This window comes from Halosimplex pelagicum (assembly GCF_013415905.1).
In the GTDB taxonomy this organism is placed as follows: domain Archaea; phylum Halobacteriota; class Halobacteria; order Halobacteriales; family Haloarculaceae; genus Halosimplex; species Halosimplex pelagicum.
Genome location: NZ_CP058909.1, coordinates 1,818,132 through 1,833,686, shown reverse-complemented (window position 1 = coordinate 1,833,686; position 15,555 = coordinate 1,818,132). Strand labels below are relative to the sequence as shown.

Genomic DNA, 15,555 nt, shown 5'->3' with positions numbered 1-15,555 from the left:
CCGACGCGCTCGCCGGCTGCGGCCGGCCCCGACCGCCGGGTTCGGCGTCCGGAGCGCACGACCGCGACGGGTAACCCGATCGTATCGCTCGGTTGAATACGGCTAGGTCCCGCCGTCGGGTCGGGGGATCACCGGTTCAGCGCGACGACGAGCAGCGTCGCGGCGATCAGGAGGACGAAGAGCGTGGTGACGGGCTGGCGGGTGGGGCCGACCTCGAAGAGGACGAGCCCGAAGACGGCGGTGACGAGGCCGACGACGGCGCCGGCCATCGCGTGGAGGTTCTCGGCGCGGATGGTGTCGGCTTCGGCGCCCAGTTGCCGGCCCAGCGAGACGGCGTTGGTCCCGGCGTCCCAGGCGACGACCGCCGCGACCGTCCCGAGCAGGACCGCGACCGGCGGCGCCTCCGACAGCGCCGCGGCGGCGACCCCGAGGAACGCGACCAGCCCGCCCGCGTCGACGACGCGGTGGTTCGCCCGACGGACGCCCGCGAGCAACGCGACCGTCCCCAGCGCCGCCGCGACCGCGCCGGCGCCGCCGCCGGTCAGCGCCATCGCCGCCGCCGTCGCGCCCGCGACCCCCGAGACGACCAGCGAGTGCCGTCCCGGTCGGCGCGTGATCTCGGTGCCGCTCACGGCGACCGCCTCCCGAGTCGCGGCCGGTGCGGTCGCGCCGGCGTCGCGTCGCTCGTCCCGCTCATCCCGACCACCGCCTGCCCGCGCGTTCGAGCGCCTCGGCCAGCCGCTCGTCGCCGTCCCAGTCGACGACGCGCACGTCGTTGCCCCGCAGGTCGTTCAGCCGGTTCGACCGCTCGACGGCCGCCAGCCGCCGCCCCGGCGTGTCCCGCATCGTCGGGTCCGGACTGAGGACGGTGACGGCGTGGCCCCGCACCTGCAGCGAGCGGGCGATCACCGCGCTGGTGTCGTCGGGCATCGGCGAGACGAACACCACCTGCGCGTCGTCGTCGAGCCGCTGGGCCAGCCGGCGCAGCTGGAGCCGGACGTACACCCGTCCGTCCGGCGGCGTCGGCGACAGCGCCGGGTGAGTCGACAGCAGCTCCCGGGCGCGGGCGCGGTGGGTCGGCCCCGCACCTGGCGACAGCCAGACCGTCTCGGCCGCGAACGCGGCGATCCCGACGCGGTCGCCGGTGCCGAGCAGCGAGTTGAACACGCGGCGGGCCGCGTCGATGCCGCGGTCGACCGCGTGAGGGCCGTCGTCGCCGGCCTGGAGGTACGCCGCCTCGCGCAGGTCGAGGACGACCACCACCGTCGCCATGCGCTCCTCGCGGAACTCCATGGTCGTCAGCGTCCCGTCGCGGGCGAACGTGTTCCAGTCGATCCGCGAGAGGGCGTCGCCGTGCTGGTACTCCCGGAGCGACGCGAACTCCGTCCCCTCGCCCGACGAATCGGTCGAGACCCGACCCGTGTACGGCGAGGTGAGCCCGCGCAGCGGGACCGCCTCCGTCGCGTCGACCGGTGCCAGGCAGGTGATCGCCGCCGGTTCGGTCTCGGCGTCGAGTTCGCGCTCGCGGCTGCCGCTGGCGTTGCGCGCGATCACGGTCAGCCCCTCGAAGCGGTAGGCGCCCCGCCGCGCGAGGACGGTGTAGGAGAAGGTCATGCGGGCGCCCGGCCGGAGCGCGGTCGCCGCCCGCGCCGGCCCCGCGGTGACCGCCAGCGCCTCGGGCACCTGCTCGACGACCCGCAGGTCCGGCAGCGCCGCCTCGCCGACGTTCTCGACGACGACCGTCACCTCGACGGTGTCGCCCGGCTCCGGGTCGTCCGCCGAGAGCCGCCGCTCGACGGCGAGGTCGGGCTCGGGCGCCTCGGTCGTGTTCGCGTACGCGAGGTAGCCGACGCCGACGACGGCCGCGAGCATGAGCGCCCGCGAGCGGACGAGCGCCCCCAGCCCCGCCGAGCCGAAGACCAGCGTCGCGAACCCCACCCAGTGGTTGGTCGAGCGGAGCCGCGACGAGCGGACCGTCACCGCCGCCGACCCCCCGGCGTCGGCCCCGCCCGCCGACCCGTCCGCTGTGTCCCCGTCGTCGACCTTCCCCGCCTCGGCCGTCTCGCCGTCCCGCTCGGTCGCACCGGCCGACGCCGGTTCGGTCCTGTCCCCGTCACCGGGGTCGACCGACGGCTCGTCCGCCGCGTCGGTCCCGTCGGCCTCGTCGATCACCGTTCGGCCGCCGTCCGGTCGCTCGGGCTCCGGGTCCCGGGTATCCGACCGCTCGGACTCCGACCGCTCGGACTCCGACCGCTCGGGCCCCGACCGTCCGGGATCGTCCTCACTCATCGTCGCCCTCCCGACGCTCGTCGGTCGCTCGCCGGCCGTCGCCCTTCCCGCGCTCGTCGCTCTCCAGCAGCCGCTCGACGGCGTCGATCGCCCGGACGGCGCGGCGCTTGAACGGCGACTCGCGGTCGAACAGCTCGCGCAGGCGGTCGGTCGTCGGCGCCTCGGGCACCCGGCCCGTGAAAAAGGCCGCCGCGAACGGGTCGTCGGTCCAGCTCCCCTCGTCGAGCGCTCGCTCGGCCGCCTCGGTCGACCCCCGGTCGCGGCGCCGGATCGTCGCCGCGGCCACGTCGCGGATCTCGTCGTTGATGCGGTGGCGCTCGGCCTCGTTGAACCGCGTCAGTCGCAGCCGACCGAGCCGCCGGTCGAGGTCGTCGCCCGGCGTCGGCAGGTCGACCGCCAGCTCCGCGTCGGGCGTCTCCGCGTAGTCGAGTTCGGTGCGACGCCGGCGCTGGACCTGCGCCACCGCCCCCAGGAGGAGGACCAGCCCGACGATCAGGACGAACGTGTCGCCGGTCGGCAGCGGCGTCGTGATCTGTGGAACGGCGAGCGCGGCGATCCCGACGACGCCCAGGAGCACCCCCAGCGTCGCCGTGACGCTCCGGCTCATCGGTCGCCCACCTCGCCGTCGTCGCCGGCGCCCGGGCCGTCGTCGGCGCCACTGGGCCCGCCGATATCCTCGCTCGCATCGGCGTCCGCGTCGGCGTAGGTCGCCTCGATCCGCCGCAGCGTCTCGACGGCCGCCCGCTCGCGCTCGGCGGTCGGCTCCTCGCCGCCGTAGCGCACCTCCTCGAAGACCTCGGTGAGCCGGGCCACGTCCGCCGGGTCCATCCCCGCGGCCGTTGCCGCGGTCGCGAACTCCGCCGGCGTGCTCGACTCGGGCCGGTCGACCGCGAGGTGGTCGGTCATCGCCGCCCACGCGCGATAGACCTCGTTTTCGAACTCGTCGCTCTCCTCGATCCGGTCGGCCGCCCGCCCCGCGGCCGCGCCGACCGCCCGCACGTCCGCCGACGGCTCGGGTTCGGAGTCGTCCTCGTCGTCGCCGGACTCGTACTCCTCACGCTGGTCGTGGTTGCCGGTCAACACCAGCGCGGCGACGGCGACCAACGTCGCGACGACGAGCACGAGCAGCGCGGCCGTCGAGAACGACGGCGGCGCGACGGTCGCCTCGCCGCCGAACAGCCCGCCGCCCTCCTGGGCCGGCCGCCCGCCGTCGGCGAGCGACAGCAGTCCCGGGTCCGTTCGGCAGTTCGTCAGGAGGAGATAGAGGAAGAAGCCGGGGTAGCCGACGACGAAGACGGCGGCCAGCCCCGTCGCCGCGTCGTCGAGCCGACGACCGAGCGCGAACACGCCGACGACGCCGGACAGCAACAGCAGCTGGACGAGCGGCTGTTTGAGCCACGACTGGCAGAACTGGAACAGCGACCCCTCCTCGAAGTCGAAGTCGAGGTCGAGCGGCGAGTCCCGGGGGCTCCTGCTGTCGCCGGTCGACTCCTCGGCCGGCGTGCGCTCGCCGCCCAGCTGGTCGTCCGGGCCGGCGTAGCCCGCGCCGGCCGACGGGTCCGGGTTCGTCGTCGTGTCCAGCGTCGCCGCCGCGAACGCGATCACCGCGACACACAGGACCGCGAGGGCGACCGTCCGCGGGCTCAGGCGTGACGGATCCACACCCCTCCTAGCGGGTAGCCGCCCTTAGGGGTACCGCAGGGGGAACTCGACTGGGAGACCTCTCCCAGGGGACGGGAGTTCGGTGCGCCCCGCTCTCACCGGTTCGTCGACGGTTTCGGCGGCATGTGTCGCTTGTGTCGCGTCGCCGCGCACCACTCTTTCAGCCGGCCCACGACCGAGCGGTCGATCCCCAGGCGGTCGGCCACCGCCCGCGGCTCTCGGCCCTCGTCGACGTGCAGGCGCAGCACCCGGTCGACCGTCTCGGCGTCGACGTCGAGCCTGTCCGCGTCGGTCGCGTCGCCCGGCGGCGCGCGGTCGTCGCCGTCGAGCATGTCGACGGGGAGGTCCATCGCCGCGGCGAGCGCGCGGACCTCCGTCCCGTAGAGGTCGCCGAACAGGAAGCAGTCGACGCCCGTCTCGCCGTACTTCGTCGCCGACCCGAGCAGCCGGTCCGTCCGGTCGACCGGGCCGACCACCAGCGCCTCGCGGCGGTTGGCGAAGTAGTAGGTCGTCGCCGTCCGGAACCGCTCGACGGCGTTGTCCGTCGCCACGAGGTCGTCGGCCGGGCCGCCGGCGTCGCCGACCGTCTCCTGAAAGGCCGCGACGACCGGCTGCAGCTGCAGCCGCCGGTGGTCGATCCCCAGCATCTCCGCGACCGTCTCGGCGGTCCGCGCGGTCGCCTCGTCGGTCAGCCCCGCCGGCATGGCGAGCCCGATCACGTCCTCGGCGCCCACCGCGTCGACGGCCAGCGCCGCCGCCGTCGCGGTGGCGACCCCGCCGTCCAGCGGGACGACCAACCCCTCGGCGCCGGCGTCGCTCACCAGATCGACGAGGAACTCCGGCAACAGCTCCTGCAGCCGCCTGAGCGCGACGGTCGTCGTCGCCAGTCCGGTCTCGTCCCGAGGCAGGTCCAGCACCCGCGGGTGCCGGGCCGCGTCACTCACGGCGTACCACCGCCCCGGTCCGTCGGTTCGCGTCGTCCGCGTGGCGTCGTTCGGTCACACTCGATCCGGGCGACCGGCCGCCCTTAGCGGTTGTCTATATACCTATTAGGGATCTGCCCTAGTCCTGACACACCTAATACGCCGGGTCGGTGGTCGGTCCGCCTGGACCGCGTTCAACCCGCCCGGACGGTGGTCAGTCCGCCCGAAGGACGACTTCGGTCGTGAAGTCGACCGACCGTAGTTCGTCGAGGCTGTCGACATCGAGTTCGGGGTAGCGGTCGCCTTCGTTGTCCCGGAGGTAGTCCTCGAACCGGTCGGTACCGCCGAGCAGGTCGGCGACGTACAGCGACGCCAGGCGGTACCGCGAGAGCGCGGCCAGCCCGCGAGCCACCCGCAGCCGCGACCTGACGTACGGGAGGGCCGCACCCGGATTCGATAGCGCCGTTCGGAACTTCGAGACCACCCGCTGCATCTGTGGTCGCGACGACCGGGTAGATATGTACGAGTATATAGCACTTACGTCCAGCATGTAGCGCTTCTCCCCGGCGGGAACGGGGAGCGGCGGTGGGTAGCGCCGAATTTACTACCTCGTCGCCTATAGATCGGGACGAACATGCACGCCAACCAGTGGGTGAGACGACGCCGTCGCGCGAGCGGCGAGCCGGGTGGACGGGACCGTCGATGACCGTCGTCGTCGGTGAACCGACCGTCGACGGGTCGACCGTCGAGTGCGAGGTCACGCCGTCGCGCGACCTCAGGCGGTTTTTCGCCGGAGACACGGTCCGCGTCGACTACGACGCCGATATCTCGGACGTGCCGCCCGCGGTCGCGTCGATCCCGGCGCTGGCCCACGTCGCGCCGGTCGCCTGGGCCAACGGCGCCGACGTGGCGGCGCCGGCGGTCGACCGGGCCTTTCTGGACGCGCTCGAGGAGGTCGGCGCGGCGCTCGCGCGGATGTACCCCGAGTTCATCGACCCCGGGGAGATCCGACCCGAGGCGGTCGTCGATACGGCGGAGGAGTACCCGGCCGACGCGTTCGACGAGAGCGGCCTGCTGTTCACCGGCGGGATCGACTCCGTCGCCAGCTACGTCCGCCACCGCGACGAAGACCCGACGCTGATCGGCGTTCAGGGGTGGGTCGTCGGCCCGGAGGAGGACGACCGCTGGCGCGGGTTCCGGAACCACGTCGAACCGTTCGCCGACCGGCGGGGCCTCGACTGCCGCTACGTCAGGTCCAACGCCCTGTCGGTGCTGGACACCCCGATGCTGCAGGCCCACTACAAGCGCTACGTGGACGGCGCCTGGTACAGCTCCGTCGGCCACGGGCTGGGGCTGCTCGGGCTGTGTGCGCCGCTTTCGCACGCGCTCGGCCTCGGGACGGTCCACATCGCGGCCAGCCACACAGCGGGGTTCGACGAGCCGTGGGGCTCGCACCCGGAGATCGACGACCGGGTCCGCTGGGGCCACAGCCGCGGGAACCACGACGGGTTCGAGCTCACCCGCCAGGAGAAGATCGAGCGCATCGCCGCGTACGTCGCGGAGACGGGCGAGCGGTTCCCGCTGCGGACGTGCATCCACGACGCCGCCGGCGGCAACTGCAACGACTGCGAGAAGTGCTACCGGACGATCGTCGGGCTCGTCCTCGCGGGGCTCGACCCGCGGGAGTTCGGCTACGAGGCCGACCGGCAGACGTTCGGCGAGATCCGCGTGGCCTTCGAGGAGCCGGCGTTCGTGATGGACGAGCACACTCGCTTCCACTGGGAGGACATCCAGTCCCACATCGACCTCGACCGGTCGTTCCCCGTCGACGGCGCGACCGACTTTTTCCGGTGGCTCGACGGCGTCGACATGCGCGCGGTCGCCAGCGAGGCCACCCCGGCGCGCCGCGAGCGGCTTGCTCGGGCCGTCGCGCGGAACCTCCCCTATCCCGTCTACGCGTCGCTGTACCCGGTCTACGACGCCCTGTCGAAGATCGCGACCGACGGCTCGTGAGCGCGCCCGGAACGATGGCGTGTGCCGGCCGGAGCGTTTTGTCGACCGGGCGCCTAGACGGCTCGTCCGAGCCACACGATGAGTCAGTCATCGCCGACCGCACGTCCGGCCCGAGAGCTTCGCGACCTCCTGCGGGAGGGCGAAGCCGTCACTATCGTCTGTCACAACAACCCCGACCCCGACTGCCTGGCGAGCGCGCTCGCGCTCGGCCGGATCGCGGCGGCGGCCGGCGTCGAGGAGTGGCGGATCGCCTACAGCGGGGAGATCTCCCACCAGCAGAACCGCGCGTTCGTCACCCTGCTCGACATCGATCTGCAGCCGTTCGACCCCGCGATGGCCCGCGACCGGCCCGCGGGGTCGCTGCTCGCGTTCGTCGACCACTCCGTCCCCGGCCGGAACAACCGCGTCCCCGCGGACGCGCCCGTCGACATCGTCGTCGACCACCACCCCGCCGAGGATATCGACGCCCGCTTCGTCGACCACCGCGAGGGGATCGGCGCGACCGCCACCATCTTCACCGAGTACGTCCGCGACCTCGACGCGGACCTCGACGAGGAGCTCGCGACGGCGCTGCTGTTCGCCATCCGCCGGGAGACCCTGGAGTTCCTCCGCGGGACCACCCGCGCCGAGTACGAGGCCGCCGGCTACCTCCACGAGCGGGCCGACACCGCCCTGCTCCGCCAGCTCGCCAGCCCGTCGGTCACCGGCGCCACCCTCGACGCCATCGCCACCGCCATCGAACACCGGCGGACCCGCGGCTCCGTGCTCATCTCCAACGTCGGCCGGACGACCGAGCGCGACGCCCTCCCGCAGGCCGCCGACTACCTCCGGACCCTGGAGGGCGTCGAGACCGCCATCGTCTTCGGCATCGCCGGCCGGTCGATCCACCTCAGCGGCCGGACGACCGACCCCCGCATCCACCTCGGCGACGCCCTCGACGACGCCTTCGGCGACGTCGGCGCCGCCGGCGGCCACCAGGACATGGCCGGCGGCGAGGTTCCCCTCGGCGTGTTCGCCGACTACACCGACGACGACGAGGCGCTGGTCGACATCGTCGAACAGGTGATCAGCGCCCGCCTCGTCGCCGAGCTCCGGCTCTCGGAGGAGTCGTCGGGATGAGGGGCTAAGCCGGCGCTTCGTGAGCCGTCGGGGAGCCAGCCTTCGAAGAGACCCACGCCGACTCGTAGTTCGGCGCCCGTCGGAGGTTCCTGCTTTGTAGTAGTAGAGGGTCTGAACATTGGACCGAGACCAGAACTCGGGTGAGTCGGCGGTCACGTATCTCGTCGCGGTTTCGACCCCGATCGAGACGTTTACTCCGCTATTGAGTTCTTCTACCCCTCACCCCTCCAGCACCTCACCGTTATCGGAGTAGAAGTAGACCGAGATATTGTCGATCCCCGGCACCGAGTACGGGATCGGAATGATCTCCCACGCACCTGGAATGGGGTCTCCTCCAGTTCGAACTGGCCGTCGAGTCAGTCTGGTATTTCTGGTGTTTCCGAAAACGACGCTCGAAACATGTCAGAGATTCGTCTGTATGGTTCGATCGGCCAGCCCCAACGGCGGCCGTCGCCTATGGCTCACACGCATGGTCTCGCTGTTCCCAGATCGGCGTTCCGTCGTCGCGGCCGACGGAAACGTACACGTCCATCGACGTGTCCGGGTCGCAAGGTGACTCGGCGGCCTCGATTACGATCCGGTCAGGGTGGTGCTCACAAGTGAGCGTGAACTCGATGTCCCCAGTCGTTCCGTCGATGGCCCCCAGTGCCGTCGCGTTGATCCGCTCACCCTCGTCGTCGTACGCGACGGCGGATACGTCGTGGAAAGTTCGCCACCCGTCCGGCCCCTGTGACCTGACGGCGACGGCGCCAGTGACTCTGTCCGTTCCGTTCGTCGTCTCGATGCGGAGTCGCTGAAACGAGATGCTCCGCATGCGACTCCAGCGTTCGCACCCGGCCGTCACCGACGCCGCGGCTACGACCGCCGTCTCGATCACCCACCGTCTCGATCTCTGTCGGTCAGCCATGGGAAGGGATGTCGTCCGTGTCTATTGTCGAAATTTCTTCGACGCTGAAGGCATAGAACCCATCGATGCTTCTTGGACTCGTCGCCATGACACTCCACTCGTCGCTGGCCGTCTTACCGAAACGGATCTGCTCTGGTGTCTGGTCAGTCCCTCCACCGATCCCTATCCCGTAGCAGTCTCCGCCGCTGTAACACTCCGCGATTTTCCCGACTTTGTCGTCTGCGTATCCCGCTCCGAGTGTGTGACCGATCTCCTCCATGAGAACAGCGTATGTGTCGGATGTTCCTCCCGTGGAATCCGTAAAGATAACTGCCCCGTACGGCACCCCAAACGCCGGATTCGTTTCGAGTGCAGTGATCATCGCTGGTGATCCAGTGTGCCCCGCAACACCGGGGACACCTTCCTCAACGAACAAGTCGTGTGGGTAGAATTTAGGTAATTCGGTCGGAGGGTCGTTGTACTGATTCACGAACAGTAAGTGTAGTTTCGACTCGTTATCGTGGAACTCCCCTTCAACCCGGGACAGCTCGTTTGCGTTGAACGTATCTGGGGTGATATTGCCAACTGTCGGATCAAATTTACAATTGTTCTCGTTACTTGCTCTACAGACATCCCTGAGGTCGGGTTTCGCAAGCTCGTCACTGATAGAGAAATTCAGATCGATACCGTAGAGACGATAGTTTTCCTTCGCCAATTCCAGTACCGACTCATTTTGATTGTTCGTAATTTGCTGTGGATCGTGGCCTCGAAGATAGTCTACTTCAATACCGAGCGACGTATCTGGGTCATCAGACCGTGAAGTCGGAACAGTGTTCCAGTGGCGCTCTCCGACGTGAACGGCGGAGTGGAACTTCGTCCCGTTGTCGAAGATATCCGCGCCGGGCGTGTTCGTTCCCGTCACGTTGTGGATATCTGCCTGCTCCGAAACCATTTGGTCACCGCTGATTCCGCCCGGGAGATGCTCCTGGTACAGCACCACGTTGTCGCTCCAGTCGACACCGTACACCCCGATCCAGCCGTCCCAGTACCCATCGCCGTCCGTGTCCGGGTCCGTCGGATCAGTGTCGTAACTCACCGACTCGTCCATCTCGACGAGATCGGCACTCACAGCCTCCGTCACACCGTGGACTTCCTGCCCGTCGGTCAGCCCGTCGTCGTCCGAGTCCGGATCCCACGGGTTGACGCTCCCGTTGAACACGAGCGACTTGTCGACTTCTTCCTCGTTCGACAGCCACGTGTCCGTCCGCACGGCCGAATCCAGCGCGTGGAAGTCCACTCTGGCGAGGTCCTGGCCGAACGTCGCCGGACGAAATCGAAGTCGTCGGTCCCGTCGGTCAACTCCAGCGACGACAGTTGCCCACGACGCTCGACGATGTGCGCGCCGACCGCCACACCGCCCCGGTCGTCGGTCGCGAGACGCTCGACGAGATCCTGGTGCTGCTCGGTCAGTTCGTACGTTACCTCGGCTCTGGGGTCGGTGAACGTAGTCGCCTTCTCGACGCCGTCGACGAGACCGTCGCCATCAGTGTCGCGGTCCAGCGGCTCCGAAGAGACGTGTATGGTCCCGATCGTCCGGCCGCTCTCCGGCGGGTCGCTCTTCGAACGGTTGTAGTACCGGAACGGGTCGCCGCTCGTCGTCTCGACGACGGTGATGTTCCAGCCCCGGAACTCGTCGTCCAGTGCCCCGTCACCGTCAGTGTCCGGATCCGTCGGATGCGTCGTCGAATTAGCGATCAGCCGTGCCGTCTCACGAGTGTCGTTCGCGGGCAGCCGTCGCACCGAGTACTCCTGCCCGTCGGAGACGCCGTCGTCGTCGGTATCCGGGTCCTTCCAGGACGTGTTGAACGTCTGGGTCGGCCGCACTCGTCCGGTCGCACGACCCGAACCCGTCGCGGCCATGTGCTCGTACGCGTAGGTCTTGTTCTCCCAGGCGTTCCACAGGCCGTCGCCGTCCGTGTCCGTCCGCGTCGTCACCTGCAACCGCGTCGAGACGTTCGCCGAGACCGCCCGGACCGTCACGTCGGTGCCCGGCTGGAACGCGTCGAGCGGGACGTATTGGCGCACAGTCCCGACCGTTCCGATGATTGGGTTGAGCTGCCTAGTGAGCCGCAAGCAAGGCATGGGCCTAAAACTTGGTTCTATTTCTCTTCGACCATCGCTGTCAGTATTTCGAGTCGTAGTCAGAATAGGTGAGGTACCGATACTCTGATGGTTGGTCTCCAGTCAAACGGAGACCAACGACAGAACCCGAAGCGCCTGCGGGTTGCTCTACCGAGCTATATTTAATATTTATATAGTATGGGCGCTTGGAAGTAACGACGCTAAATCTCCGAGACCGACTGCTATTCGACTGTGTCATACCACCGATCATCTTCTTTGTGAGGACGGTCGAATTCTCCGAGAGAAAGACCGCTTTCACTTCTGAGAGATGAACACCATCACCGTCGCTCTGAAGAGAAACATCTACGGTAACGTTGTATCCAGATTCGACCTGAGAGACTTCTTCGATGTTTCCCTCGAGCGTCCACGGACCGTGACCCGTATCACAACCGCTCAGCGGAACGAACAGCACGACAGCCAAGAGCAGGAATTTCCGATCAATCATGATTCTGAGAGCGTCGGACAGACATTAGATGGGGAGTCGGTTCGTACCGCTCAGTACCATCTTTGCAATCAGTACTCCGGATCGTAGTCTGAATACGTTCTGTATCGGTGGATCCCGTCGTACCGTCGTCACCACCGCCGACGCCAAACTGACCGACACAGAAACTCCCGCTGTAACACTCGGCGATGTGGCCGGGTCCTTTGTCGTCGAGCCAGCCGATTCCCAGGCCGTGGCCGAGTTCGTGCATCGTCCTTCCTTGGCTGTATGAGCATAACCTGGAAACTCTGTCAAGAGGAGTGCCCATTTATTCGCACTCGATCGGTTCCTCTACCCAGAGATCTCGTTCTTCGTCGTATGCCATTTTGTTAACTGTTACACCCCGAGAGCAGGGGTCGCGCTCGATTTCATATGTGAGCGCGTGGGGGAACTCGTCACAGGTGAGCGTTACAGGGTTGTCGCCACCAACGTAGTCTGCATCGATCTCGCCGATGTGTTGACGACAGATCACAGTGCCGTTTTTATCGAGGCCGACAGCGGAAACGTTCTTGAACGACTCCCAGTCCCCGCCGACGCTGAGGCGCACTTCGAATTCAATTTCGTACGTCGAATCGTTGTCACTTACTTCGATTGATCCGAACAGGAGACTTGCATGAGTGTCGGAGTGACAACCGCTGAGTAGACTCGACAGTGCGACTCCGCTCAAGAGTAATCGGCGTCTCGAAAGAAGCTCACTCATTTGTTGAGGGGACATCCTCGAAGTCTATTGTTAATAGTTCTTCAATGCTATATCTATACATTTTTAAACTGGAAGCTCTCGGCCCCCCGGTTCGTGCCATGATGCTCCATACCTGTGTAGTGGAGCCTGACAATACAACGGTCTCATTAGTGTTATCATTACCATCACCGACGCCAAATTGACCGGCACAGTCTTGACCGCTGTAACACTCGGCGATGTGGCCGGACCCTTTGTTGTCGAGCCAGCCAGCGCCCAGGCCCCGGCTGAGTTCACTCACATTCGATCGGTTCTTCAACCCAGAGGTCTCGCTCTTCGTCGTATACCATTTTGTTCACTATTACGCCCTGGGAACAGGGGTCGCGCTCAATCTCGTATGTGAGCGCGTGTGGAAACTGTTCACACGTAAGCGTTACAGAGTTACCGCCGCCCACGTATTCTGCATCGATCTCGCCGATGACTTGACGACAGATCACGGCACCGTTTTCGTCAAGACCGACAGCGGAGACGTTCTTGAACGACTCCCAGTCGCCAGTGACGCCAAGTCCGATCTCACCTTCGATGGTATATGTCGAACCGGTCTGGTTGACACTTACGGAATCAAATCCAAGTTCCGCATGAGACCTCGAATGACAACCGCTAATTAGAATCATCGCAGATGCCACGAATGTTAAGAATTCTCGTTTCGAAATTTGTTCAATCATCTGTGGACGGGACATCATTAAAATCGATTGTCAACAATTCCTCAATGCTATATCGATATGTTTCGAAAGGGGATCCGATGGGATCGCCAGTTTCTCCCATTATACTCCATTCTGCCGTTTGAATCCCTCTGCCCGGAATTTCGATCCTCTCTGGCGTTTCGTCGTCACCACCACCGACGCCAAACTGACCGACACAGAAATCTCCGCTATAGCACTCGGCGATGTGGCCGGGTCCTTTGTCGTCAAGCCAGCCGATTCCCAGGCCGTGGCCGAGTTCGTGCATCGTCGTGCTCTTCAACGTCTCGGCGTCGCTTAATTCTGGTTGGTCGGCCAGTATGACTGATCCATACGGTGCGGTCGGGATCAGATTGCGTTGGCCTGGCGACCCCGTGTGACCTTCGAGTCCGTCAACGTCGGAATCCATGAAGGGGTCGTGAGTCGACAATATCGGTGTGTCAGCCGCGTAGTTCGTCGCGAACAGGATGTGATGTCTACTGGTATCGTCGTGATACCGATCTTCTACCTTGTCGAGTTCGTGCGCGTTCAACCCAGGAAGGGTGACTGTGCCACCGCAGGTGGGCCCGGGCCCAACCCCAGGCTGTTTGCAGACACTAGTTACGTTGGCGGTCGTGAGACGGTCATCCCGGTGGAAGACGATATTGAGTCCATAGAGGGCATAGTTCTCCTCGATCGAGTCGAGTAGACTCTGCCCGCCGATGGTCTCGTTGTACGGGTTTTGTCCTTCGATCCAGTCCACCTCGACGTGCAGAGTTGTTCGCTGGTCCAGACTGGGTGTCGGCGTTTCCGGGGCGGTCCCCCAGTGGAGTTCACCGATGTGGATATTCGAGTGTTCGAGGTTGTTGTCGCCGTCGATGTCTGCACCTGTAATCGGAATCGAAACATTATGAATTCCGGCCTGTTCGGAGACTACTTCGTCGCCTTCGATCCCATCTCCAGTTGAAAGATGCTCCTGATACAGAACGACGTTATCAGACCACTCTACCCCGTAGACTCCTATCCAGCCGTCCCAGTACCCGTCGCCGTCCGTGTCGGCATCCGTCGGGTCGGTGCCATAACTCACACTCTCGTCGGTCTTAACGACACTCCGGCCGTTGACCTTCGTCAGCCCGTTCACCTCCTGGCCGTCGGTCAGTCCGTCGTCGTCCGTGTCGGGGTCCCAGACGCCGAGCTCGCCGGCGTTGAACACCGACCATCGAAGTTCCTCTTCGTTCGACAACCACGTATCCGTCCGCGTCGTTCCGTCCAGCGCCGTGAAATCGAGCCGGTCGACGACAGTCTTCCCGCCGTCGGGCCGCACGAAGTCGAAGTCGTCGGTCCGATCGGTCAACACGAGGTCGTCGACGCGGCCGCGGCGCTCGACGATGTCCATATCCACCGCGGCATCGCGGCGCCCGTTCGAGACGAGCTTTTCGAGCATCTGCTGGTGGACACCGGTCAGGACGTAGGTCACGCGCGACCGCGGGTCCGTATGCGTCCGATTCCGCTCTACGCCGTCAGTTAGCCCGTCGTCGTCAGTGTCGGTACTCAACGGGTCCGACGAGAACCGGACGGTCTCGACGGTCCGCCCGCCCGTCGGCTCGTCGCTTTTCGTCCGATTGTAGTAGCGGTACGGTGCGCCGCTGGTCGACTCGACGACGGTAATGTTCCAGCCACGGGACTCGTCGTCCAACAAACCGTCGCCATCGGTATCGGGCATCGTCGGATGCGTCGTCGAATTGGCGACTAATCTAGCTGTCTCGCGCGTGTCGTTCGCGGGCAATCGTCGCACCGAGTACTCCTGCCCGTCGGAGACACCGTCGTCGTCGGTGTCGGGGTCCTGCCAGGACGTGTTGAAGTGTTGCTCCGGTGCCGGAAGCGTCGGATTCCGCTCCGAATCCGTCGCCGGCAGGTGCTCGTACGCGTAGGTCTTGTTCTCCCAGGCGTTCCACAGGCCGTCGCCGTCCGTGTCCGTCCGCGTCGTCACCTGCAACCGCGTCGAGACGTTCGCCGAGACCGCCCGCACCGTCACGTCAGTCCCCGGCTGGAACGCGTCGAGCGGGACGTATTGGCGCACGGTCCTGACCGTTCCCAGCGTGAGGTTACACCCAGAAGAGCAACGGCTACAACGATCACCGGTAGTTAGTTCGGACCCCCCAACACCATCTTTGCTGTCAGTACTCTGGTTCGTAGTCTGAATACGTTCTGTATCGATGGATCCCCTCGTACTTATCAGTTAAACGCAAACCGACAGCGTCTCCGGCCGCGTTAGACGGTTGACTCAGTGAGTCATACTTGAAATCGATATAGTGGGGGCGCTCTGGCAGCACGACGCTGAAATTGTGGTATCCCGTTTCAAGTTCGTTGGCCATCGTTCCAAGGCTGTGGGTCTCGACGATACGCTTATCAGCGGAGAGGAAGACGGCTTTTACGCCTTTGAGTTGTACACCATCCCCTTGTCCCTGAATAGAGACAGTTACTGTCATGTTGATCCCGGAGTCGGCCTGAGAGATCCGTTCCACATCACCTTCCAACGTCCACGACTGGGGACTGGCGTGACAACCAGCTAGAGAGACCAGTAAGCAGGCCATTGCTGCGAGGAT

At 65.9% G+C, this 15,555-nt stretch carries 15 protein-coding genes; 2 read left to right on the top strand and 13 right to left on the bottom strand.

The window, feature by feature from the left end:
- Positions 1–128: 128 nt before the first annotated feature.
- From HZS54_RS09020 to HZS54_RS08995, 6 genes are all read right to left on the bottom strand, one after another.
- Complete coding sequence (locus HZS54_RS09020) at positions 129–632, bottom strand: DUF7519 family protein (RefSeq protein WP_179922075.1); 504 nt, start codon at positions 630–632, stop codon at positions 129–131.
- A 61-nt stretch (positions 633–693) separates the two neighbouring features.
- Complete coding sequence (locus tag HZS54_RS09015; RefSeq protein WP_179922073.1) at positions 694–2,289, bottom strand: DUF58 domain-containing protein; 1,596 nt, start codon at positions 2,287–2,289, stop codon at positions 694–696.
- Positions 2,282–2,896 carry a DUF7269 family protein gene (locus tag HZS54_RS09010; protein WP_179922071.1) on the bottom strand — a complete coding sequence of 205 codons (615 nt, stop codon included), beginning with the start codon at positions 2,894–2,896 and terminating at the stop codon, positions 2,282–2,284. Before HZS54_RS09010 ends, HZS54_RS09015 begins: the two co-directional genes overlap by 8 nt.
- Entirely contained in the window at positions 2,893–3,951 is a 1,059-nt protein-coding gene (locus tag HZS54_RS26045) for a DUF4129 domain-containing protein (protein ID WP_218927133.1), read from the bottom strand. Before HZS54_RS26045 ends, HZS54_RS09010 begins: the two co-directional genes overlap by 4 nt.
- 95 nt (positions 3,952–4,046) lie before the next feature.
- A complete protein-coding gene (nadE, locus tag HZS54_RS09000) occupies positions 4,047–4,895 on the bottom strand; it encodes an NAD(+) synthase (protein ID WP_246391865.1) in 849 nt (282 codons plus the stop codon).
- Positions 4,896–5,088: 193 nt separating this feature from the next.
- Positions 5,089–5,367, bottom strand: coding sequence for a hypothetical protein (locus HZS54_RS08995; protein WP_179922069.1), 279 nt, complete (start codon positions 5,365–5,367; stop codon positions 5,089–5,091).
- A 209-nt stretch (positions 5,368–5,576) separates the two neighbouring features.
- Here HZS54_RS08995 and HZS54_RS08990 point away from each other — a divergent pair, with 209 nt between their 5' ends.
- Positions 5,577–6,887, top strand: coding sequence for a hypothetical protein (locus HZS54_RS08990; protein WP_179922067.1), 1,311 nt, complete (start codon positions 5,577–5,579; stop codon positions 6,885–6,887).
- A 78-nt stretch (positions 6,888–6,965) separates the two neighbouring features.
- On the top strand, positions 6,966–8,006 hold the full coding sequence (locus tag HZS54_RS08985) for a DHH family phosphoesterase (protein ID WP_179922065.1): 1,041 nt from the start codon (positions 6,966–6,968) through the stop codon (positions 8,004–8,006).
- A 454-nt stretch (positions 8,007–8,460) separates the two neighbouring features.
- On the opposite strand, the gene HZS54_RS08980 is transcribed toward HZS54_RS08985, so the two are convergent.
- From HZS54_RS08980 to HZS54_RS08950, 7 genes are all read right to left on the bottom strand, one after another.
- Positions 8,461–8,913: a hypothetical protein gene (locus HZS54_RS08980; protein WP_179922063.1), complete on the bottom strand. Its 453-nt coding sequence runs from the start codon at positions 8,911–8,913 to the stop codon at positions 8,461–8,463.
- A gap of 1,143 nt (positions 8,914–10,056) precedes the next feature.
- Positions 10,057–11,034, bottom strand: coding sequence for a hypothetical protein (locus HZS54_RS26205; protein ID WP_246391863.1), 978 nt, complete (start codon positions 11,032–11,034; stop codon positions 10,057–10,059).
- 788 nt (positions 11,035–11,822) lie between these two features.
- Complete coding sequence (locus HZS54_RS08970) at positions 11,823–12,254, bottom strand: hypothetical protein (protein WP_179922059.1); 432 nt, start codon at positions 12,252–12,254, stop codon at positions 11,823–11,825.
- Positions 12,247–12,531: a hypothetical protein gene (locus HZS54_RS08965; protein WP_179922057.1), complete on the bottom strand. Its 285-nt coding sequence runs from the start codon at positions 12,529–12,531 to the stop codon at positions 12,247–12,249. Before HZS54_RS08965 ends, HZS54_RS08970 begins: the two co-directional genes overlap by 8 nt.
- Positions 12,524–12,916 carry a hypothetical protein gene (locus HZS54_RS08960; RefSeq protein WP_179922055.1) on the bottom strand — a complete coding sequence of 131 codons (393 nt, stop codon included), beginning with the start codon at positions 12,914–12,916 and terminating at the stop codon, positions 12,524–12,526. Before HZS54_RS08960 ends, HZS54_RS08965 begins: the two co-directional genes overlap by 8 nt.
- Positions 12,917–12,947: 31 nt before the next feature.
- Positions 12,948–15,029, bottom strand: coding sequence for a hypothetical protein (locus tag HZS54_RS08955; protein WP_179922053.1), 2,082 nt, complete (start codon positions 15,027–15,029; stop codon positions 12,948–12,950).
- Positions 15,030–15,126: 97 nt separating this feature from the next.
- Positions 15,127–15,474, bottom strand: a complete 348-nt coding sequence (locus HZS54_RS08950) for a hypothetical protein (protein WP_179922051.1) — start codon at positions 15,472–15,474, stop codon at positions 15,127–15,129.
- Between the last annotated feature and the right edge of the window lie 81 nt (positions 15,475–15,555).

Excerpts from the sequence above, each read along its gene's own strand:
- HZS54_RS08990 (WP_179922067.1), top strand. The coding sequence starts at position 5,577 with ATGACCGTCGTCGTCGGTGAACCGACCGTCGACGGGTCGACCGTCGAG.
- HZS54_RS08995 (WP_179922069.1), bottom strand. The coding sequence starts at position 5,367 with ATGCAGCGGGTGGTCTCGAAGTTCCGAACGGCGCTATCGAATCCGGGT.
- HZS54_RS09015 (WP_179922073.1), bottom strand. The coding sequence starts at position 2,289 with ATGAGTGAGGACGATCCCGGACGGTCGGGGCCCGAGCGGTCGGAGTCC.
- HZS54_RS26205 (WP_246391863.1), bottom strand. The coding sequence starts at position 11,034 with ATGCCTTGCTTGCGGCTCACTAGGCAGCTCAACCCAATCATCGGAACG.
- HZS54_RS08985 (WP_179922065.1), top strand. The coding sequence starts at position 6,966 with ATGAGTCAGTCATCGCCGACCGCACGTCCGGCCCGAGAGCTTCGCGAC.
- HZS54_RS08970 (WP_179922059.1), bottom strand. The coding sequence starts at position 12,254 with ATGAGTGAGCTTCTTTCGAGACGCCGATTACTCTTGAGCGGAGTCGCA.
- HZS54_RS08980 (WP_179922063.1), bottom strand. The coding sequence starts at position 8,913 with ATGGCTGACCGACAGAGATCGAGACGGTGGGTGATCGAGACGGCGGTC.
- HZS54_RS09010 (WP_179922071.1), bottom strand. The coding sequence starts at position 2,896 with ATGAGCCGGAGCGTCACGGCGACGCTGGGGGTGCTCCTGGGCGTCGTC.